We start from the raw sequence: 20,215 nt of genomic DNA, 5'->3' as shown, positions 1-20,215 counted from the left end.
CCCTAGCCCCGCCCTCCCCGCCCTCCCCGCCCGCGCCGCGCCTACCGCCCTCGCTCTCGTCGATCTTGCGGTTTCGGCCCTCCTGATGCCCGGGTTGCGACTTTTGTCAGGGCAGCAACTGCATGATCAACGGGGTGGTGGGGGCGGCTTCCGTCGATCTTGGAGCTGTGGCGCCCAGATGGTCGGATTAGCGGTATTCGTGAGGTGCCACAACTCCAAGATCGCGGAGGGTGCTTCCGAGATCTCGGCCGATCCCGGTCCGTGGGGCGTCTGTCTCAAGGTGGGTGGCCCGGAGGGTCGGGGTGGGTGGGGAAAGTGGTTGACCTCGGGGGGAGGGGTGGGGCCTACTGCGTCGGGGTGCTGGACCGTGGGGGTCGGGCGGGGTGGCGGGAGCGGGCGTGGACGGGACGGATGCGTTGGTCTGGCGGGAGTTCGGCGAGGACGACCTGCCCGCGTTGACCGGCCTGGCGCAGGCGTGCCTCGCCACTGACGGCGGGTTGCCGCTGTTCGGGCGTACCCCGTTGGTGCGGGTGCGGCTGCTCCAGACGCGTACCCACGGCGTCTGGTCCGGCGACGACCTGGTCGCGGCCGTCGGGGTCGGCACCGGACGGACGCCCGCCACCGCCACCGGCCTCGTGCACCCGGCGTGGCGCGGGCGCGGGCTCGGCGGCGCGCTGCTGGACCGGGCGGAGAAGCAGGCGGGCGATGCGGGCCTGCTGGTCACCACGGAGACGTGGACCGCTGGCGCGGAGGAGTTGTTCGCGGCGCGTGGCTACACGCGGACGTTCCTGGAGTGGGTGCTGCGGCACGACCTCGACGCGCTGCCCGAGGTCGCCGCGCCGGACGGCGTGACTGTGGAGCCTGCGACGCTGGGACCGGAGTTGTTCGCCACCTACCGCGCGTCGTTCGCCGACCGGCCCGGATTCGTCGAGCCGGAGGCCGCCGAGTGGCTGGGCGACCTGCGTGACGACGAGGACTTCCGCCCGGAGCTGACGCTGCTCGCACGCGGCCCGGACGGTGCGCCGGCCGGCTTCGTCACCGTGCTCGACAACTGGATCGACCAGGTCGGCGTGGTGCCCGGGTGGCGCGGGCGGCGGGTCGGCGCGTACCTGGTGGCGCGCGTGCTGCGCGGCCTCGCCGACGCGGGCGCGGACGCCGCGTGGCTCTGCGTCAACGACGACAACCCGGCCGCCGGGCTGTACCGGCGGCTCGGCTTCCGCGACTTCGGCCGCCGCGCCCGCTATCTGCATGGCTGACCCGACGCGGGAGGCGGTTCTGCGGGCCCTCGCCGACCTGTGGGCGAACGGCTGCCCGGTGCCCGCGCCCGAACTCCACGAACGGCTCGCCGACGTCGGTCTGCGCCGGTGGCGCAGCGTCGCCCGCCGGCACCGGGGGCGGCGGCTCGGCCCGGACGACCGGCTCAGAGATCTGGTACGCGGACTGGTCGCCGCGTTCGAGCCGGACCCCAAGCTGGTCGGGCCGCTGGTGCGTGACTACGAGTGCGTGGCGCGCGCCATCGCCGGCGCCGTGACATCGACCGAGCCGCCGGGGGCTGTTGCGGACGCCCGGTGACGTGGTCTCATGGCGGAACGACGACGTCATCGATCCGCAGCTTTGACAACCCCGCGTCGGTACTCCTTTCATGCCTCTCGAAAGGTGCAACGATGCACAGGAAACCGACGATCCACCTGGCAGTGCTCGTCGCTGCCGCCGCCACCTTCCTGACCGCCGGAGGAGCCTCCGCCACGACCGCACCCGTGGCCGCCTCTCCCGCGGTCGCCGAGTGCGACCCGGGCGCCGACACGCACAGCGCCGCCCGGGTACGCGAGGGCGCCACCGTCAAGGAGCCCGAGCTCTACTCGACGAACGAGGCCAAGGCGTACGGCGTCATCAAGGACTCGCCGCGCCTGGCGAACGGCAGCGTCACAGTGCCGACGATCTTCCACATGATCTCGGACCACGAGCTGAGCGCGGCCGAGAAGGCCCGTTGGAACACGCTCATCTCGGCGCAGATGACTGTGCTGAACGACTCGTTCGCGGGTCGTACCGCGGCCGACGCGTCGGACACGCCGTTCCGCTTCTCGCTCGTGGACACCACGTGGACCGTCAACAGCTCCTGGTACACGGTGGTGCCGGGCAAGAGCGAGCGGGACATGAAGAAGGCGCTCTACACCGGCGACTCCCGCACGCTGAACGTCTACGCGGCGAACATCGGTGACGGGCTGCTCGGCTGGGCGTACTTCCCGAAGGGCTACAACAACGGCCGTGACTACATCGACGGCGTGGTGATGCTCGACGAGTCGATGCCGGGCGGCACGGCCGGCAAGTACGCGCTCGGTGACACGCTCACGCACGAGGTCGGGCACTGGCTGATGCTGGAGCACACGTTCGCGCACGGCTGCTCCGCGTCCGGCGACTTCGTGGCCGACACGCCGCGTGAGGCGGCGCCGCAGTTCAACTGCCCGATCGGGGCGGACACCTGCACCGCGCCGGGCCTCGACCCGATCCACAACTTCATGGACTACACGCAGGACTCCTGCATGAACATGTTCACCCCGGGCCAGGCCGACCGGATGAGCGACGCCTGGGTCGCGTTCCGCGCCGGCGGACGAGGCTGACCGCGAGACCGGGCGGGCCGTGACGACGCGGTCCGCCCGGTCGACCGGAGCCCACCCGAATCGGCGTACTCAGATGTCGTCCCTTCTCGATACCCTCATGCGACTCGACGGCGATGCACGCCGTTGTCCAACGGGGGGAGGGGCATCGTCGTGCGCGCACGAAGAATGCTCGCCGCGTCACTGGGCATTGTGCTCGGTGCCGGCCTGATCAGTGTCGACACCGCTCCGGCGCAGGCCTACGAGCACCGGACCACCGGCAAGTCCGGCTGGGCCTACACGGATTCGCAACAGCCGAGGAAGTCGTTCGTCAACACGGACGGGGACGCGCCGGTCGGCGCCTGGACGGACGCGACCGGCACGAAGCACAAGTCCCGGTCCTACTTCACCTTCGACATCTCGCGTTTCCGCGGGACCGTCGTCCACAAGGCGGACCTGGTCGTCGCGGAGCGCTCCGCGGCGGACTGCGCGACCGCCCAGCCGGTCGAGCTGTGGCGTACCGACCCGATCACCGCGACCACGAGCTGGGCGTCGAGCCCGCGTCGTCGCGAGCTGCTCGGCACGGTGCAGGCCGGCGGGGAGGCGGCCTGCCCCGGCTATCTGGCGTGGGACATCATGCCCGCCCTCCAGAAGCTCGCGGATCAGGGCAAGCAGACGCTCACCGTCGAGATCCGGGTGCCGCACGGCTCCGAGGGCAAGCTCTCCCACGGCCGTAAGCTCCGCCCGTTTCCGGTGATCAACAGCGAGGCGAACCACGCGCCGACGGTCGGGCAGATCGGGATCGACTTCCCGGCCTGGGCCTGCGGGACCAAGACCGAGCCGCAGCCGGTGGGGCCGCGCAACCACGGCCTGATGGTCAAGGGCGCGGACGCGGACAGCAACGACGCCAACTACCGGGGGCAGTTCGCGGCATGGCCGGTCGGCCACGAGGACCAGCGCGCCGAGCAGTTCGGCTACAGCTACGGCGGCGCCCTCTCGAAGCTCGACTGGGACATGTCGCAGTACCCGCACGGGACCGTGGTGGCCTGGACCGCCCGCGCCTACGACGATCACGACTTCTCGCCGTGGGCCGAGCCGTGCTACGTCAAGGTGGACGCGCAGCGACCCGCCGCCCCCGTGGTGACCTCGGAGAAGTACCCGAACGACGGCCTGCCGCACGGCGGGGCGGGAGTGCCGGGGACGTTCACGTTCAAGGCCAATGGCTCGCCGGACGTGGTCGGCTACTACTGGGGGCGCTTCGGCGACGCGTACAACTACATCCCCGCGCCCGCGCCCGGTGCGGACGTGACCCTCGAATACACCCCGACCTCGTTCTCCGACTCGCTGAGCGTGCGCAGTGTGGACAGCGCGTCGAACTCGTCCGAGACGGTCCGCTACGAGTTCTGGGTGAAGTCGACCGCGCCGGAGGTGCAGGTGACGATGGCCGGCATCGGGCTGCCCAGCAAGCTGGCCGTGTCGACGAATGTGGAGGGGGTCACCGAGTTCGGCTACCGGATCGGTGCCGGCGGTGAGACCAGGGTGCCGGTGAACCCCGACGGCCCGACCGAGATCCCGGTGACGTTCGCCGAGGCGGGCCTCGTCAAGGTCGAGGTACGCAGCTACGTCGGCAGCGAGTTCGTCGGCGGGTACACCGAGAACGTGTCGGTCCGCGACCTGCCGACCGTGGAGTCGGCCGACTTCTCCTTCCCCGAGCACGACGGCGTGGTGGACCGGCCCGGCAGCTTCACGTTCCGGCCCGGCCGGACCGCTGTCGTGGCGTACGAGTACTCGTTCGGTGACGGCAATCTGCTGCGCGTCGACGCGGCCGCGGACGGCACCGCGGTGCTGCACTGGACGCCCACCGAGCCGGGCTGGTACGCGCTGACCGTGCGGAGCGTCAGCGCCGACGGCACGGTCTCGGAGACGCAGGAGCACCAGTTCAACGTCATCGACACCAAGCCGTCCGTCTACTCCAGCACCTACTACGAGTACGGCGCCTGGGGCGGTGTCGGCATGCCGGGTGAGTTCCAGTTCGACACCGTGATGCCCGACGTCGACGCCTACGTCTACCGCCTCAACGACGGGCCCGAGCAGGTCGTGGACACGGACTCCAGCTGGACCCGGGTGATGCTCACGCCGGACCGCTCCGGCAGCAACACGCTGACGGTGCGTACCCGGTTCCTGGACGGCTCCTTCTCGCCGACGCGGACGTACACGTTCGAGGTCAGCGACGCGCCTGTGGTGACGTCGAGCGACTACCCGGAGAACGACTCGGCGGGTCAGCCCGGCCAGACCGGCCGGTTCACCTTCAACCCCGGCCGTCCCGGCGTGACGGAGTACCGCTACGTCCTGGAGTACAGCGGCGAGGAGCAGGTGGTTGCCGCCGGCGCGGACGGCCGGGCGACCATCGAGATCACGCCGACGCACTCCGGCTACACGCTGCTGACGGTCACCAGCCGGACGGCCGACGGCACGGTCAGCCCGGAGCGCCGGTACTACTTCCGGGTCCGTGAGCCGCGGGTCAACGTCAGCAGCGCGTACGACGAGTACAGCCCGCGTGGCGGGGTCGGGTCGGTCGGCACGTTCGGGGTGTACACCGAGATCAGCGAGGTGACGACCTTCGAGTACCAGCTCAACGGCGGCGCCTGGCAGAGCGTGCCGAAGAAGCCTGATGCGTTTGTCACGGACATCACCGTGACGATGGACCGCAACGGCGCGAACCTCATCTCGGTGCGGGGCCGTACCGCCTCGGGCGACCAGACGCCGCAGACCGACTACCCGTTCCTGGTCGGCACGGCGCCGCTCGTCGCGTCGGGCACCTACCCGGCCGGTCAGTGGTCCGGCGGTGTGGGGGTGGCCGGTGAGTTCACCTTCACGCAGGGCAGCCCGGGTGTGACCGAGTTCGAGTACACGGTCGACGACGGGCAGCCGGTGACAGTGGCCGCGAACGCTGCCGGAGTCGCCACGGCGACCTTCACCCCGACCTCGGCCGGCTCGTACACCATGCGGGTGCGCGGCCGGACCGCCGACGGGGTGTGGACCGACACGACGAGCTACTACTTCCTGGTCAACTACTCCTGACCCGGTCGTGACGGTGGGCCGCCCGGAAGGGGCGGCCCACCGGTCGCTCAGTCGACTGTGGGCAGCGACGGCCCGAGCACGTCGTCGGCGTCCACGATGGTGTACGCGTACCCCTGCTCGGCCAGGAACCGCTGCCGGTGCGCGGCGTACTCGGTGTCGATGGTGTCCCGGGAGACCACCGTGTAGAAGCGCGCCTGCCGGCCGTCGGCCTTCGGGCGCAGCACCCGGCCCAGCCGTTGCGCCTCCTCCTGCCGGGAGCCGAACGTGCCTGACACCTGGATCGCCACCGCCGCCTCCGGCAGGTCGATGGAGAAGTTCCCGACCTTGGAGATGACCAGGGTGCGGATCTCGCCGGAGCGGAACGCGTCGAACAGCCGCTCGCGCTCCTTGTTCGTGGTGGAGCCCTGCACGATCGGCGCGTCCAGGTATTCGCCGAGCTGGTGCAGCTGGTCGAGGAACCCGCCGATGACGAGGACCTGCTCGGACGGGTGCCGGTCCACCAGGGCCCGCACCACGGGCAGCTTCGTGCGGGCGGTCGCCGCCATCCGGTAGCGCTCCTCGGCCTCCGCCGTCGCGTACGCCAGCCGCTCGGCGTCGGTGAGCGTCACCCGTACCTCGGTGCACTCCGCCGGGGCGATCCAGCCCTGCTGCTCGATGTCCTTCCACGGCGCGTCGTACCGCTTCGGGCCGATCAGGCTGAACACGTCGCCCTCGCGGCCGTCCTCGCGTACCAGAGTCGCGGTGAGGCCGAGCCGGCGACGGGCCTGGAGGTCCGCCGTGAAGCGGAAGATCGGCGCGGGCAGCAGATGCACCTCGTCGTAGACGACCAGGCCCCAGTCGCGGGCGCCGAACAGGTCCAGGTGGGTGAACGCGCCGCCGCGCCGTGAGGTGAGCACCTGGTACGTGGCGATGGTGACCGGGCGGATCTCCTTGCGCTCGCCCGAGTACTCGCCGATCTCCTCCTCGGTCAGCGACGTGCGGGCGATCAGCTCCCGCTTCCACTGCCGTCCCGCCACCGTGTTGGTGACCAGGATCAGCGTGGTCGCCTTCGCCTCGGCCATCGCCGCCGCCCCGACGAGCGTCTTGCCGGCGCCGCAGGGCAGCACCACCACGCCGGACCCGCCGGCCCAGAACGCCTCGACCGCCTCCCGCTGGTACGACCGCAGCGTCCACGGCTTGCCGCCGTCCTTGCCGGACTCGGCCAGCTCGATCGGGTGCGCCTCGCCGTCCACGTACCCGGCGAGGTCCTCGGCCGGCCAGCCCAGCTTGAGCAGCGCCTGCTTGAGCCGCCCCCGCTCGGACGGGTGCACCGCGACGGTGTCGTCGTCGAGCTTCGCGCCGAGCATGCCGGCGAGCTTCTTGCTCTTGGCGACCTCGATCAGCACCACCCGGTCGAGCGCGCGCAGCACCAGGCCGTGCACCGGGTCGTTGGCGAGCTGGAGCCGGCCGTACCGGTCCATCGTCTCGGCCACGTCGACGAGCAGTCCGTGCGGCACCGGGTAGCGCGAATACTTGATCAGCGAGTCGACCACGCCCTCGGCGTCGTGGCCGGCGGCCCGGGCGTTCCACAGGCCAAGCGGCGTGAGCCGGTAGGTGTGCACGTGCTCGGGGGAGCGTTCCAGCTCGGCGAACGGCGCGATCGCCATCCGGCACGCCTGCGCGTCGGGGTGATCCACCTCCAGCAGCAGCGTCTTGTCCGACTGCACGATCAGTGGTCCACCGCTCACGCCAGCGTCCTCTCGCATCGCCCGGAACCCGCTGCCCGGAAACTCGTCGCCCGGAACCCGGTCGCCCGGCATCCCGTCCGCACCCCGGCTGACCTGCCGCAGGCCGACCATCCAGTGTTGCACGCCGGAGGGCGCCGCAAAAAAGTCTCGCTGGACAGGCAACGTCATACTCGTCCCACACGTCTAGCAAGCGGGACAACTGTCCAGGGAGGGCCCATGCAGCGTGTCCGGTTTCTCGCCCGGGTCACCGCCCTGGCGGTGGTCGTGCTGGTCGGTGTCGGCGCCTGTGCGCTCGATCCGCAGGCGGAAGGCGCCGGGGGGAGCACCCCCGGCCCGGTCGGGCTGACGGAGGGAGCATCGGGGGCGAGCGCGTCGCCCACGCCGGATCAGCCGGTCACGTCCCCGTCGGCGCAGCCGAGCCGGACGGCCTCGCCGAAACCCTCCCGGTCGCCGGAGGCGACGAAGACGACGAAGCCCAAGCCGAAGCCGAGCGCGTCCGCCGGGTGCCCGCAGGGGGAGCACCAGCGGGCCGTGGAGACGTACCTGACCAGGCTGGGCGGCTTCGGGACGCTGACCGTGGACGGCGAGCAGTCCGCCGCCGACTGCGCGGCGATCAAGAAGTTCCAGATCCGGTACGGGATCAGCCCGTCCTCCGGTCGCGCCGGCCCCACCACGTACGACGTGGCGAAGCGGCTCGCCGCCACCGACACCGCGCGGTGCAGGGCCGGTTCCCGGCTCACCTTCTGCGTCGACCTGACCCGGCAGACGGTCTGGGCGATGCGCGGCGGCACTGTGGTGATGGGCCCGACAGTCACCCGCACCGGCATGTCCGGCTACGCCACCCCGGCCGGCACGTACTCGGTGGGCCGGAAGAACCCGCGCGAGTGGTCCAACCCGTACGAGGTGTGGCTGCCGTACTGGCAGCAGTTCAACGGCGGGATCGGCTTCCACGAGACCACCACCTACCTGCACAACGGCGCGATCGGCTCGCACGGCTGCGTCAACCTGCTGCACCGTGACGCGGTACGCCTCTGGGAGCTGGGCTCGGTCGGCACCCGCGTGGTCGTGATCGGCCGCCGCCCCGGCACCTGAGCCCGGAACCCGTCCCACCCGTGACCGGACCGCCCGGATCAGGGTTTTAACCCCTGTCCGCGCGGTCCGGTTGGTGTAACCCTGGAAGCCGGGTCCATGCCGGGACGGGGAGGGACTGCCATGACCGTTGACCAGGACGTGCTTCCCGAGGACGAACGGACGCGGCAGCAGGAGGTGCCCACGGCGGTCGTGCTCGCCTACGCGGCCGCCGCGGCGGGGGTGTTCGGCTGGTTCCTGTTCGGGCTGCTGGTGCAGCAGCAGGGCTTCGTCGACTCGGTGGGCGAGTCGGCCGGTGCGGCGTTCGCGTTGCTGCTGGCCGTGTCGGTGATCGGCACGCTGCGCCGCAACGGGGAGTAGCTCACTCCTCCAGCACCGCCGCAGTGATCCGGTGCAGCGCGAACGTGTGCAGCATCTCCGTCCGGTCGTCCTCGGCGCGCAGGTAGCCGGCGCCGATCGACACCGGCCGGACCAGCCGGGACGCGGTCGCCCCGTGCGCGTCGACGTAGCCGACCCAGACCAGCGCCTTGTCCCGTACCGCCTGCTGGAGCACCGCCAGCGCGTCGCCGTGCCCGGACACGGGCGCGGGACCGCCGGCCGCCGGGGCGCCGCGGACCACCGCCGGGGCCCGCCGCGCCGCCCGGGCCGCCGCCTCGCCCCGGCGGATCTGCTCCACCACGCCGAGCAGGCGGGGCATCGGCAGCTTCGGCGTGGCGAGCGGGTCGACCGCACGGCCGATCGCGGTACGCGCCGGCGCCCGCCGGGTCTTCGGCCGCGCCAGCACAGTCGCTCCGCTGGCGTCCTCCGGCACCGGGGCGTACCCGGCGTCGCGCAGCGCGGTGAGCATCCGGTTGACCTGGTACGGGGTGACCAGCACCGTGGGCGCGAGCCGGCGGAACGCCAGCGGCTCCAGTCGCCGGTCCGCCTGCACCTCGCTGAGCAGCGTCTCGTCGTCGCTGCGCACGTACGCGCCGGCCGACCCGACGCGCAGCCCGCCGTGCTTGCGGGCCGCGTCGTCGACCAGATAGGTCAGGCCCTGCGGCACCGGGGTACGCGAGCGGCGGCGGAACAGCGCGTGCAGGTCGTCGGCGGTGTAGCCGGCGTCGAGCGCCCGCCTGATGCTCGCCGTGGTGACCCGGTGCACGCTGGCTCCGCCCGCCGACTCGTGCTCGGCCACCACGTCCAGTTCGGCGGCGAGCGCCGGGTCGGGCGGGCCGGGCACCACCACTGTCAGGTCGGCCTGCACCAGCACGTGGTCGACCGGGGCGGGCAGCAGCCCGTCCAGCGCCCGTACTGTCGTCGACGCGTCGCCCGACTCGGCGTCGGAGCGCAGCCCGAGCGGGTCGTCACCGCGCTCGTCGGCCTCGGTCAGCTCGGCGAGCAGCAGCCGCCCGTACGAGGTGAGCGCATTGAGCCCGGTCACGCCCAGCGTGGCGGCCTCGGCGAGCACCTCCCGGTGCGCCGTCTCCCGCCCCCGGGCCCGCCGCGGCGCGCGCCAGTCCAGCAGTTCCAGCACCTCGTCGGTGGTCGGGGCGGTGCCGGGTGGCAGGTCGGCCAGCACGGCGAGCACCGCACGCCGGGCGGCCGGCGCCCCTGCTCGTTCCGCCTCGGCGGAGAGCACCGAGATGGGCCGGTCCCGGTCGTCGCGCTGCCCGATCAGGCCGGCCTGGCGGGGCATCGACATCCAGGCGCGGGCGAGCTGCTCCCAGCGCTGGGCCAGCGACACCGCGCGCCACACCTCGTATCCGCCGGTGGGCAGGATCTGCTGGTCGCCGCCGTACCGGGTGGTGGCCGCGCCGGTCAGCTCCATCTCGCCGGTCAGTCCGGCCGCGTACGCCACCTCGAACAGCAGCGCGGTGGTCGGCTCGTCCAGCCCGAGGCCACGGGCGAGCCGCCGCAGGTCCCGTACGCCGACGCCGCCGGAGCGCAGGACCGGTGCCGGTTCGGCGGTCAGCGCCTCCAGCATCGCCTCGGTGTGCCGGACCACCTCCATGGTCTGCCCGGCGCCGGCCGAGTCGACGGACTTCACCTCGCGCGGCGGGCCGGACACCACCGGCGGGCTGGTGCGCAGCGGGCCGAGCGGACCGGCGTCGCGGCGCAGCACCAGCCCCACCTCGCGGGGCAGCTCGACGGTGCCGTTGCGGCCGCCGGACATCCGGACCAGGAGCCGGTGCTCGACCAGCCAGCGGATCGGCGAGCCGGTCGGCGCGCCGCCGTTCACCAGGTCGGGCGGGAGCACGTCCTCGGCGCCGGTGGCGGGGGCCTCCAGCGCGCCGGGGGCCACGGTCCCGACCGGCGGCCCGGCGGCGAGCCGGTCCAGGACCGCGCGGGCCGAGGGCGGCGCGGACAGCAGCGTCCGCCGCAGTCTCGCCGGGTCCGCGCAGAGCGCCGCCGCGCGCGGGTCCAGCTCCGCCGCCGGCCGGCCCAGCCCCGCCGGGTACGGGGACACCTCGTCGATGCCGCCGGCCACGCACAGGTCGTGCTCGGGGCCGTACAGCAGGAACCGGGCCCGGAGCCGGTCGACGGCGGCGCGGACCGCTGTCGGGGCGGGCGGCTGCGGCCCGGCGGTGGCCATGGCGAGGATCTGGTCGGTGGAGGTGGCGCCCTCGGGACCGCGGGTGAGCCGGGCGGCGTCGAGGATCTGGAGGGTGAACTGGTCCAGCCCGTCGAGCGCCCGGGCCACGGAGACCCGGGACTGGGCGCGCAGGGCGAGGGCGGACACGTCGGCCGGCACCGGCACGACGAGGTCCGGCCGCAGCTGGAGCAGGGCGGCAAGCGACTCGTCGGGGAGGGCCCGCAGGTGGTCGGCGAGTGAGGTGGTCATCGTCGTACCACGCTAGCCCGCTGGGTAGGTTCTCGGCATGTCTCCGCTGATGGTCGGCTTCGACCTCGACATGACCCTGGTCGACTCCCGGCCCGGGATCGCCGCCGCGTTCCGGGCGCTTACCGCGCGCACGGGCGTGCACGTGGACGGGGAACTGGCCGTCTCCCGGCTGGGCCCGCCGCTGCGTACCGAGCTGGCGCACTGGTTCCCGCCGGAGCGCGTCGAGGAGGCGGTGACGCTCTACCGGGAGCTGTATCCGGCGTACGCGATCACGCCGACCGTGCCGATGCCGGGTGCGGAGGCCGCGCTGCGCGCGGTGCAGGCGCGCGGCGGGCGGACGATGGTGGTGACCGCGAAGATGGGCCGGCTGGCGAAGCTGCACCTGGACCACCTCGGGCTACCGGTGGACGAGCTGGCCGGGGACGTGTTCGCCGAGCAGAAGGCGGTCGCGTTGCGCGAGCACGGCGCGACGCTCTACGTGGGCGACCACGTGGCCGACATGGCCGCCGCGCGAGCCGCGGGAATCCCGGGCGTGGCAGTGGCGACCGGCCCGTGCTCGGCCGACGAACTGACCGAGGCCGGGGCGTACCTGGTGCTTGATGATCTCGTCGAATTCCCGAGGGCGCTGGACCGGATCATCGGGCTAGCCTTGGAGGGGTAGACGGTTCGAGTGGAGCGGGGTTCAACAGGTGCCGACGGGTCGAGTGAAGTGGTACGACGCCGCCAAGGGGTACGGGTTCGTCACCAGTGACGAGGGTGGCGACGTGTTCCTGCCGAAGGGCGCGCTACCGGCGGGTGTCGCCGACCTGAAGGGTGGCCAGCGGGTCGATTTCAGCGTGGTCGACAGCCGGCGGGGCGCCCAGGCGATGGGGGTCAAGCTGCTGGAGGCGCCGCCGTCCGTGGCGGAGCTGCGCCGCCGGCCGGCCGAGGAACTCCACGGCCTGGTCGAAGACATGATCAAGGTGCTGGAGGCGAAGGTCCAGCCGGACCTGCGCCGGGGTCGCTTCCCGGATCGGAAGACCGCGCAGAAGATCGCTCAGCTGGTCCACGCGGTGGCGCGCGAGCTGGAGGTCTGAGGGACGAGCCCGGCGTCGGCGGCCCGGCCCAGCAGCGCCTCCACGGCGGCGAAGCCGGCCTCTCCCAGGTCGGCGGTGAACTCGTTGACGTAGAGGCCGATGTGCCGGTCCACCACGTCGGGCTCCATCTCCTGAGCGTGCGTAAGGACGTACTCGCGGCTGGCCTCCGGGTCGGCCCACGCCTGGCGTACCGACTCGCGGATCCATGCGGCGGCGTCGACCGGGTCGACGGCGCCCCGGCGGGCCAGGATCGCGCCGAGCGGGATCGGCAGCCCGGTGTCGCCCTCCCACCACTCGCCCAGGTCGACCAGGGCGGTCAGCCCGTGCCGCGGGTAGGTGAAGCGCGCCTCGTGGATGACCAGGCCCGCGTCGTACCGGCCGGCGGCCACGCCCGGCATGATCTCGTGGAACGGCACCACCTCGATCCGCGCCGGTGCCTGGTCGGCCGCCCAGAGGCGGAACAGCAGGTACGCGGTGGTCCGCTCGCCGGGCACCGCCACCGTCGCGCCGGACAGGTCGGTCCGGTCGCCACGGGTCAGCACCAGCGGCCCGCAGCCCCGGCCGAGCGCGCCGCCGCAGGGCAGCAGGTGGTAGTCGTCGAGCAGCCAGGGCAGCGCCGCGTAGCTGACCTTCACCAGGTCGAACGCGCCCCGCTCGGCGGCGGTGTTCGTGACGTCGACGTCCGCGTAGGTCACCTCGACCGCCGGCGCGCCCGGCACCCGGCCGTGCACCAGGGCGTCGAAGACGAACGTGTCGTTGGGGCAGGGGGAGATCGCCAGGGAGAGCGCCACGGTCCCACCGTAACCCCGGCGGCCGGGCGGCCCGTCACCCCGTCCGGTGTGACGTCCAGCCGTTCCGGTGCAGCCGCTCGATGCCGTCGAGCAGCAGGTCCAGCGCGAATTCGAACTCGAACTGGTCGTCGCAGCCCGGGCCGACCACCGAGTCGTCGTCGTGGGACGCGGCGGTGGCGATGGCCGCGAGGTGCGGGAACCGGGCGGCCGCCTCCGGCGGCAGGTCCGCCGGCGGGTCGGCGCTCGTCGCGCCGGACCGGCCCGCCTGCCGGGAGGTGTCGAACAGCTCCTGGCTGAAGCCCAGCACGCGGCTGCCCAGCGCGTGCATGACGTGGTGGGCCAGGTCAGTGGAGAACCCGCCCGCCCGCAGCGCGCCCACTGTCGAGTCGAGGTACGCGAGGACGGCCGGCGTGGGCGTGGTCCGGGACTCGATCGCCAGCGACGCCCACGGGTGGCGGAGCAGCATCTGCCGCGCCGACAGGATGCGCCGGCGGATCGACTGCTTCCAGTCGCCGGCCGCCGGCGGGTCGATCTCCGCGACGACGATGTCGATCATGCCGTCGAGCAGTTCGTCCTTGTTCGCCACGTGCTTGTAGAGGGCCATCGGCACGACGCCCAGGTCCTGCGCGAGGTTGCGCATGCTCAGCGACTCGATGCCGGTCCGGTCGGCGAGCACGACTGCGGTACGCAGGACGCGATCCCTGGTCAGGGGTGTCCGGCGCACCGTCTCCGTCTGCTCCGCCATGTCGTCCCCAGTCCTCCCGGTGGCCGTTGACACAGTAACCGTCTTGACTGGTGTACGGCGTACACCTAGCCTTGTCCCATGATGGTGTACGCCGTACACCTGGGAGGGAGTGGCGACATGAAGGCGATCGTCCAGGACCGGTACGGCCCCCCGGAGACACTCGTGCTCACCGACGTCGAGACGCCCGCGCCCGGCCCCGGCGACGTCCTCGTCCGGGTCGAGGCCGCCGCGCTGAACGCGTACGACTGGCACGTCATGCGCGGCGACCCCCGGCTGTCGCGGCTGGCGCTCGGCCTCGCGCGGCCCCGCGCCCGCATCCGTGGCCGCGACTTCGCCGGCCGGGTCGAGGCCGTCGGCGCCCAGGTGCGGCAGGTACGCCCCGGCGACGCCGTCTTCGGCGACCTCGGCGAGGCCGACGGCGCGTTCGCCGAGTACGTGTGCGTGCCCGAGCACCTGGTCGCGCCGCGGCCGGCGAACCTGACGGCGGCGCAGGCGGCAGCACTGCCGCTGGCGGGGGTCACCGCGCTCCAGGGCCTGCGCGACGCCGGGCAGGTCCGGCCCGGCCACCGCGTCCTGATCAACGGGGCCTCCGGCGGCGTCGGCACGCTCGCCGTCCAGTTGGCGAAGGCACTCGGCGCGACTGTGACAGGCGTGTGCCGCACCCGCAACGTCGCGCTGGTCCGTTCCCTGGGCGCCGACCACGTGGTCGACTACACCCGCGACGACTTCACCCGCGACGGGCGCCGCCACGACGTGGTGTTCGACCTGGTCGGCAACCGCTCCCTGACCGCGTTGCGGCGGGCGCTCACGCCGAGCGGGACGCTCGTGCTCTCCGGTGGCGGCGTCTACCGGGGCGGCAGCCTGCTCGGCCCGATCGGGCTGCTGGCGCGCGGACGGCTGCTCGCGCCGGTCGTCAGGCAGCGCGTCGTCGTCCTCGCCACGTCACCCGGCCGGGCCCACCTCGACGTGCTGCGCGAGCACGCCGAGGCGGGCCGGCTCACGCCTGTGGTCGACCGGACGCATCCGCTGCGCGAGGTGCCCGAGGCCGTCCGCTACCTCGAAACCGAGCACGCGCGAGCCAAGGTCGTCATCACGATCTGAGCCCGCCGTCCCCAGCCCGGCGACTTCTCCACAGGGTTGTCCACAGGTGGATGGATCACTGAAGGGCGGCCGCCGCGGCGGTGAGCGCGGCGAACGCCTCCCGCATCCGCCACGCGCTCCGGTCACGCGGGCCGATCGGGTTGGAGACCGTACGCAGCTCGGCGAAGGGCACACCGGCCTGGGCGGCGGCTACCGCCACGCCGTACCCCTCCATGGCCTCGGCCACCGCGTCCGGGTGCCGTTCGGCGAGGGCCGCCGTGCTCGCGGCGGTGCCGGTCACCGTGCTGACGGTGAGCACGGTGCCGACGGTGGCCCCCGGTAGCGCGGCGCGCAGGCGGGCCAGCAGGCCCGGGTCGGCGGGCACGGTCCGGCCGCCGCCCAGCAGTTCGGGAGGCATGCCCAGGTCCTCGACCGGGATGAACCCGGCCGGTGACTCGGCACCGAGGTCGGCGGCGACGCTGCGGTCGGCGAGCACAGTGCCGCCCACCGCGACCCGGCCGACGAACCCTCCGGCGATGCCGGCGCTGACCACCGCCCGGTACGGCCGCCCGGCCGCCTCGGCCAGCGCCAGCAGCCGTGCCGTGGCGGCCCCGGCGACGGCCGGGCCGACCCCGACCGGCAGCACCGTCACGTCCGGCGATGCAGTCCCGTCCGACGATGCAGTCCCGTCCGGCGATGCAGTCCCGTTCGGCGCTGCCGGTGCGGTGAGGCCGGCACGGATCGCCTCGGCCTCGGCCGGTACGGCCGTGACCACGAGCAGACCGGTCACGCCACCGGCCCCCGGGGGTCGCGCCGCTCGGTGTCCTCGACGCCGCCCGGCCCGCCCACCGAGGAGGACGGCCGGTAGATGTGGAAGCCGGGCGGGGCCAGCCCGTCGTCGTCCGGCGGCGGGCCGGAACGCTGGGGCGCCGGTGACGTGGGCGCCGGGTCGTCGAACGAGGTGGTGGCCGGTTTCTCGGCGCGGGTCGCCTGCTCCGCCGCCAGTTCCTCGTCGCCGAGCGGCCGGCCGGCCAGGTGCTCACCGCGCAGCTTGCCGGCGACCAGCACGCCGCGTACGGCCACCAGCGCGGCCACCGCGGCGGCGACGGTCACCCCGATCAGGCCGGTGAACGGCACCAGCCCGAGCCCGCCCCCGGCCACGAACGCGAGCATCAGCGCGGTCTCCGAGTGCGCGAACGAGCTGGCGCGCAGCCGCTCCGGGATGCGTTCCTGGATCGAGGCGTCCACCGCCAGCTTGGCGATCCCGCTCATCATCGCCGCGACCAGGCACAGCAGCGCCACCATCGGCAGCGAGAACTTCAGCGCGGCGAGCACGGCCACACCGGCCACCACGATCGTGCCGCTGGACTGGAGCGCTGTCGGCCGGTGGATGCGCAGACGGGTGCCGAGCGCGGTGGCCAGGAACGTGCCGACCGCCAGTGCGCCGCCGACCAGGCCCAGCGCTCCCTGGGCGCCGAGGTCGCGGCCGAAGAAGTCGGTGGTCAGGTCACCGGCCTTGATCGCGAAGGCCAGGAACAGCAGCAGGAAGCCGTAGAGCCCGCGTAGCGCCGCCGCGCCGATCAGCGTGGCGATCACCAGCCGGCCACTGGGACGACCCCGGCCCAGTGGGCGCTCGCCGTCGCGGCGGCGCAGCGCGCGCAGCGGGTGCGGCATCCGCTCCGGCGGCTCGGAGTCGGCCTTCGGCGGCAGCCGGAGCGAGATCACCATGCCGATCAGGAAGATCACCGAGGCGACCCGCAGCGGCCACTGCGGCCCGAACCAGAACGCGGCCAGGCCGATCGGTGCGACGAGTGCGCCGGCCACCGTGCCGTAGACGCTCGCGCGCGCCCCGACCTGGGACAGCCCCAACCCTTCCGGGAGCAGCCGGGGGACCGCCGCCGAGCGGGCCACCCCGTACGCCCGGGAGAGCGCGAGCACGCCGAACGCCGCCGGGTAGAGCCCGAAGCCGCCGATGTAGTCGGAGATCAACCAGGCCAGGAACGCCCGGCCCAGCATGGTGGTGGCCAACGCGTACCGCCGGCCGTGGCGGAAGTGGTCGAGCAGCGGGCCGACCACCGGGGCGAGCATGGCGAACGGGACCATGGTCACCAGCAGGTAGAGGGCCACCTTGTTGCGCGCCTCGCCCAGCGGCACGTCGAAGAAGATCGTCCCGGCCAGGCCGATCGCGATGAGCGTGTCACCGGCGCAGGAGAGCGCGTGCAGGTCGAACAGGCGGACCATGCCCACCTCGTTGCCGGCGCTGCGGGCCCGGGCCGTGCCGGCACGCCGGGTCATCCAGCGTCCGCCGTGCAGCGAGCCCCGCAGCAGCAGCCGGGTGGCGCGGATGCCGGTGCCGACGGTCCGCCCGAGAAAGGAGCGGCCGGAGCGGGAGGACAGCGCCATGCGTCCCATCCTCGCCCATCCGCTCCGCGTGTGCCGCATCACCCGGAGAGAATGACTCCGGGGAGTGCCTGTCGCCCGTGGACGGGCATGGGGAACAATGGTCAGGTGACCAGGCCCGCCTCCGCCCGCGCTCCCCGGCTCGACCAGGTCTGCGCCGCCGCCGTCGAGGTGGCCCGCGACGCGATCACCGAGGTGGAGCCCACCGACATCGGCGATCATCTCCAGGCGGTCGCCGAGGGCGACCGGGTCGTCACCCACTACTTCGAATGCCGGATGGCCGGTTACCGCGGCTGGCGCTGGGCCGTCACTGTGACCCGGGTGCCGCGCAGCCGGCACGTCACCATCTGCGAGACGGTGCTGCTGCCCGGCCCGGACGCGCTTCTCGCTCCGGGCTGGCTGCCCTGGCAGGAGCGGCTCAAGCCGGGCGACCTGGGTCCGGGCGACCTGCTGCCCACCCCGGCCGACGACGAGCGGCTCGCCCCCGGCTACCTGCTCTCCGACGACCCCGCAGTGGAGGAGACCGCCTGGGAGCTGGGCCTGGGCCGGGCCCGGGTGCTGTCCCGGGAGGGCCGCGCCGAGGCCGCCCAGCGGTGGTACGACGGGGACCACGGCCCGGACGCCGCGATCTCGGCTGCCGCGCCGGCCGCCGCACGCTGCGGCACCTGCGGTTTCTACCTGCCGCTCGCCGGTTCGCTGCGCCTGGCGTTCGGTGCCTGCGGCAACTTCTACGCCCCTGACGACGGCCGGGTGGTGAGCGCCGACCACGGTTGCGGCGCGCACTCGGAGACGATGATCGAAGCGGCCGAGACGTCCGTGGACGAGCTGCCCACCGTCTACGACGACAGCGCGGTCGAGGCCATGACCGTCAGCCGGGCCCCGGGCTCGGTGGAGGCGGCCGAGCCGGCGGAGCCGTACGGCCACCCCTGACGGGTCAGCGCGCTCGCTGCGCGTCGGCAGCGCGCCGGCGACGCCGGTTGGCGTCGTGCCGCATCATCACCGCCAAGCCGGGAAAGCCCCACAGGAAACCGGCCAGACAGGTCCAGAGCCAGTTCTGACGCCCGGATTCGGTGAGCCAGTCCCGGAAGAAGATCAGCAGCACCAGGCCGGCCACCGCCCAGGCGATCAGCCCGGCGACGGCGAACGGCACCATCGGCGGGTCGAGCGGCTCCGGCCGCGGCTGTTGCTCCTGTGACACCGGCCCAGCCTACGTGATCGTTCTTCCCTGCCTGCCAGGTGATCTGGGACGATGCGCGCGACAAAACCCGGCCGATGACCTAGATGAGGAACCATGTCCATTGCCCCGCCGCCGGATCACGGCACACCGCCCGATCCCGCGCATCCACGAAACGCCTTCGACCGCTACTTCCTGATCTCGGCGCGCGGGTCGACGCTGAGCCGGGAGTTGCGAGGCGGCTTCGCCACGTTCTTCACGATGGCGTACATCGTGGTGTTGAACCCGCTGATCCTGGGCAGCGGTAAGGACGGCGACGGCCGTTCGCTGGCCATCCCGGCGCTCGCCGCGGCGACCGCGCTGGTCGCCGGCCTGATGACCATCCTGATGGGCGTGGTGGCCCGGTTCCCGATCGCGCTCGCGGCCGGCCTGGGCGTGAACGCGCTCGTCGCCTATGAGATCGCGCCCCAGATGACCTGGGCGGACGCGATGGGCCTGGTGGTCATCGAGGGTGTGCTGATCGGCATCCTGGTGCTCACCGGACTGCGTACCGCGGTGTTCCGCTCGGTGCCCACGCAGCTCAAGACCGCGATCGGCGTCGGCATCGGTCTGTTCCTGACCATCATCGGCCTGGTCGACGCCGGTTTCGTCAGGCGCGTGCCGGACGCCGCGAACTCCACGGTGCCGGTCGGGCTGGGTATCAACGGCAAGATCGTCAGCTGGCCGATGCTCGTCTTCGTGGTCGGCCTGCTGATCACGCTGGTCCTGGTGGTACGCCGGGTCCGGGGCGCGATCCTGATCGGCATCCTGGCCTCCACCGTGCTGGCCATCGTGGTCGAGGCGATCGCCAACGTCGGCCCGTCCTTCGTCGACGGCAAGCCGAACCCGAAGGGCTGGGCGCTGAACGTGCCCGAGCTGCCCAAACAGATCGTGGACCTGCCCGACCTGTCGCTGCTGGGCCAGTTCAACGTGCTGAACTCGTGGAGCCGGGTCGGCTGGCTGGTGCCGCTGATGTTCATCTTCACGCTGCTGATCACGGACTTCTTCGACACCATGGGCACGATGGTCGCGATCGGCCAGGAAGGGGACATGCTCGACGAGACGGGCACCCCGCCGAAGGCCAAGGAGATCCTGCTGGTCGACTCGATCGCCGCCGCCGCGGGTGGCGCGGCCTCGGTGTCCAGCAACACGTCGTACATCGAGAGCGCCGCAGGCGTCGCGGAGGGTGCCCGGACCGGCGTGGCCAACCTGGTCACCGGCGCGTTGTTCCTGCTCGCCATGTTCCTCGCGCCGCTGTCGCTGATCGTGCCGTTCGAGGCCGCGTCGACGGCGCTGGTGGTGGTCGGCTTCCTGATGATGACGGCGGTCCGCACGATCGACTGGACCGACTACGAGATCGCCATCCCGGCGTTCCTCACCATCGCGCTGATGCCGTTCACCTATTCGATCTCGAACGGCATCGGGGCCGGCGTGATCAGCTTCGTGCTGCTGAAGGTGGCGAAGGGTAAGGCCCGGGAGGTCCACCCGCTCCTGTACGGGGTCGCCGTGCTGTTCATCGTGTACTTCCTGCGCGGGCCGGTCGAGTCCGTGCTGCTCTGACGCTGGTGAGCCTGGTCATAACGCATGTCGTTAGC

At 72.8% G+C, this 20,215-nt stretch carries 18 protein-coding genes; 11 read left to right on the top strand and 7 right to left on the bottom strand.

Annotation, left to right across the window (positions count from 1 at the left end; all coding sequences use genetic code 11):
• Positions 1-398 precede the first annotated feature (398 nt).
• The 4 genes from IF06_RS0129450 to IF06_RS0129435 all read left to right on the top strand — a co-directional run bounded on the left by IF06_RS0129450 (position 399) and on the right by IF06_RS0129435 (position 5,675).
• Positions 399-1,256, top strand: a complete 858-nt coding sequence (locus IF06_RS0129450) for a GNAT family N-acetyltransferase (protein ID WP_030274936.1) — start codon at positions 399-401, stop codon at positions 1,254-1,256.
• Complete coding sequence (locus IF06_RS0129445) at positions 1,249-1,572, top strand: hypothetical protein (protein ID WP_030274934.1); 324 nt, start codon at positions 1,249-1,251, stop codon at positions 1,570-1,572. The genes IF06_RS0129450 and IF06_RS0129445 overlap by 8 nt, the downstream gene beginning before the upstream one ends.
• A gap of 92 nt (positions 1,573-1,664) precedes the next feature.
• Positions 1,665-2,618 carry a zinc metalloprotease gene (locus IF06_RS0129440; protein WP_030274931.1) on the top strand — a complete coding sequence of 318 codons (954 nt, stop codon included), beginning with the start codon at positions 1,665-1,667 and terminating at the stop codon, positions 2,616-2,618.
• 150 nt (positions 2,619-2,768) lie between these two features.
• Complete coding sequence (locus IF06_RS0129435) at positions 2,769-5,675, top strand: hypothetical protein (protein ID WP_013283699.1); 2,907 nt, start codon at positions 2,769-2,771, stop codon at positions 5,673-5,675.
• A gap of 47 nt (positions 5,676-5,722) precedes the next feature.
• On the opposite strand, the gene IF06_RS0129430 is transcribed toward IF06_RS0129435, so the two are convergent.
• Complete coding sequence (locus tag IF06_RS0129430) at positions 5,723-7,402, bottom strand: DNA repair helicase XPB (protein WP_030274929.1); 1,680 nt, start codon at positions 7,400-7,402, stop codon at positions 5,723-5,725.
• A gap of 216 nt (positions 7,403-7,618) precedes the next feature.
• On the opposite strand from IF06_RS0129430, the gene IF06_RS0129425 reads away from it, so the two are divergent.
• Positions 7,619-8,494 (top strand): L,D-transpeptidase family protein, encoded by an 876-nt coding sequence (locus IF06_RS0129425; RefSeq protein ID WP_013473736.1) that lies wholly within the window; start codon positions 7,619-7,621, stop codon positions 8,492-8,494.
• 120 nt (positions 8,495-8,614) lie between these two features.
• Positions 8,615-8,851, top strand: coding sequence for a hypothetical protein (locus IF06_RS0129420; RefSeq protein WP_013283702.1), 237 nt, complete (start codon positions 8,615-8,617; stop codon positions 8,849-8,851).
• Position 8,852: 1 nt separating this feature from the next.
• Here IF06_RS0129420 and IF06_RS0129415 read toward each other — a convergent pair whose 3' ends face one another.
• Complete coding sequence (locus IF06_RS0129415; protein ID WP_013283703.1) at positions 8,853-11,315, bottom strand: helicase-associated domain-containing protein; 2,463 nt, start codon at positions 11,313-11,315, stop codon at positions 8,853-8,855.
• Between the two features lie 37 nt (positions 11,316-11,352).
• On the opposite strand from IF06_RS0129415, the gene IF06_RS0129410 reads away from it, so the two are divergent.
• The gene (locus IF06_RS0129410) at positions 11,353-11,976 is read left to right on the top strand and encodes an HAD family hydrolase (protein ID WP_013283704.1); all 624 of its coding nucleotides are present in this window, start codon (positions 11,353-11,355) and stop codon (positions 11,974-11,976) included.
• A gap of 28 nt (positions 11,977-12,004) precedes the next feature.
• Positions 12,005-12,391 carry a cold-shock protein gene (locus tag IF06_RS0129405; RefSeq protein WP_026267952.1) on the top strand — a complete coding sequence of 129 codons (387 nt, stop codon included), beginning with the start codon at positions 12,005-12,007 and terminating at the stop codon, positions 12,389-12,391.
• Here IF06_RS0129405 and IF06_RS0129400 read toward each other — a convergent pair.
• Both IF06_RS0129400 and IF06_RS0129395 read right to left on the bottom strand, forming a co-directional pair.
• Positions 12,352-13,182, bottom strand: coding sequence for a 1,4-dihydroxy-6-naphthoate synthase (locus tag IF06_RS0129400; RefSeq protein WP_013283706.1), 831 nt, complete (start codon positions 13,180-13,182; stop codon positions 12,352-12,354). The genes IF06_RS0129405 and IF06_RS0129400 overlap by 40 nt on opposite strands.
• A 34-nt stretch (positions 13,183-13,216) precedes the next feature.
• Entirely contained in the window at positions 13,217-13,927 is a 711-nt protein-coding gene (locus IF06_RS0129395; protein ID WP_013283707.1) for a TetR/AcrR family transcriptional regulator, read from the bottom strand.
• A 117-nt stretch (positions 13,928-14,044) separates the two neighbouring features.
• On the opposite strand from IF06_RS0129395, the gene IF06_RS0129390 reads away from it, so the two are divergent.
• Positions 14,045-15,028, top strand: a complete 984-nt coding sequence (locus tag IF06_RS0129390) for an NAD(P)-dependent alcohol dehydrogenase (protein ID WP_030274926.1) — start codon at positions 14,045-14,047, stop codon at positions 15,026-15,028.
• Positions 15,029-15,083: 55 nt separating this feature from the next.
• On the opposite strand, the gene IF06_RS0129385 is transcribed toward IF06_RS0129390, so the two are convergent.
• Complete coding sequence (locus IF06_RS0129385) at positions 15,084-15,797, bottom strand: futalosine hydrolase (RefSeq protein ID WP_030274924.1); 714 nt, start codon at positions 15,795-15,797, stop codon at positions 15,084-15,086.
• The gene (locus tag IF06_RS0129380; protein WP_013283710.1) at positions 15,794-17,410 is read right to left on the bottom strand and encodes an MFS transporter; all 1,617 of its coding nucleotides are present in this window, start codon (positions 17,408-17,410) and stop codon (positions 15,794-15,796) included. Before IF06_RS0129380 ends, IF06_RS0129385 begins: the two co-directional genes overlap by 4 nt.
• Positions 17,411-17,497: 87 nt before the next feature.
• On the opposite strand from IF06_RS0129380, the gene IF06_RS0129375 reads away from it, so the two are divergent.
• The gene (locus IF06_RS0129375) at positions 17,498-18,337 is read left to right on the top strand and encodes a DUF3027 domain-containing protein (protein WP_013283711.1); all 840 of its coding nucleotides are present in this window, start codon (positions 17,498-17,500) and stop codon (positions 18,335-18,337) included.
• Between the two features lie 4 nt (positions 18,338-18,341).
• Here IF06_RS0129375 and IF06_RS0129370 read toward each other — a convergent pair whose 3' ends face one another.
• Complete coding sequence (locus tag IF06_RS0129370; protein ID WP_013473744.1) at positions 18,342-18,605, bottom strand: DUF2530 domain-containing protein; 264 nt, start codon at positions 18,603-18,605, stop codon at positions 18,342-18,344.
• 93 nt (positions 18,606-18,698) lie between these two features.
• On the opposite strand from IF06_RS0129370, the gene IF06_RS0129365 reads away from it, so the two are divergent.
• Positions 18,699-20,180, top strand: a complete 1,482-nt coding sequence (locus IF06_RS0129365; protein WP_030274922.1) for an NCS2 family permease — start codon at positions 18,699-18,701, stop codon at positions 20,178-20,180.
• Positions 20,181-20,215: the final 35 nt, after the last annotated feature.

The organism is Micromonospora globosa (assembly GCF_000717585.1).
GTDB lineage: Bacteria > Actinomycetota > Actinomycetes > Mycobacteriales > Micromonosporaceae > Micromonospora > Micromonospora aurantiaca.
The sequence above is the reverse complement of the archived record's forward strand: the minus strand, read 5'-3'. Positions and strand labels throughout refer to the sequence as shown.

What these genes read in the sequence shown, in the direction of transcription:
- IF06_RS0129445 (WP_030274934.1), top strand. Translation starts at nt 1,249, where the DNA reads ATGGCTGACCCGACGCGGGAGGCGGTTCTGCGGGCCCTCGCCGACCTG.
- IF06_RS0129440 (WP_030274931.1), top strand. Translation starts at nt 1,665, where the DNA reads ATGCACAGGAAACCGACGATCCACCTGGCAGTGCTCGTCGCTGCCGCC.
- IF06_RS0129425 (WP_013473736.1), top strand. Translation starts at nt 7,619, where the DNA reads ATGCAGCGTGTCCGGTTTCTCGCCCGGGTCACCGCCCTGGCGGTGGTC.
- IF06_RS0129420 (WP_013283702.1), top strand. Translation starts at nt 8,615, where the DNA reads ATGACCGTTGACCAGGACGTGCTTCCCGAGGACGAACGGACGCGGCAG.
- IF06_RS0129415 (WP_013283703.1), bottom strand. Translation starts at nt 11,315, where the DNA reads ATGACCACCTCACTCGCCGACCACCTGCGGGCCCTCCCCGACGAGTCG.
- IF06_RS0129410 (WP_013283704.1), top strand. Translation starts at nt 11,353, where the DNA reads ATGTCTCCGCTGATGGTCGGCTTCGACCTCGACATGACCCTGGTCGAC.
- IF06_RS0129395 (WP_013283707.1), bottom strand. Translation starts at nt 13,927, where the DNA reads ATGGCGGAGCAGACGGAGACGGTGCGCCGGACACCCCTGACCAGGGAT.
- IF06_RS0129390 (WP_030274926.1), top strand. Translation starts at nt 14,045, where the DNA reads ATGAAGGCGATCGTCCAGGACCGGTACGGCCCCCCGGAGACACTCGTG.
- IF06_RS0129380 (WP_013283710.1), bottom strand. Translation starts at nt 17,410, where the DNA reads ATGGCGCTGTCCTCCCGCTCCGGCCGCTCCTTTCTCGGGCGGACCGTC.
- IF06_RS0129375 (WP_013283711.1), top strand. Translation starts at nt 17,498, where the DNA reads ATGGGGAACAATGGTCAGGTGACCAGGCCCGCCTCCGCCCGCGCTCCC.
- IF06_RS0129365 (WP_030274922.1), top strand. Translation starts at nt 18,699, where the DNA reads ATGTCCATTGCCCCGCCGCCGGATCACGGCACACCGCCCGATCCCGCG.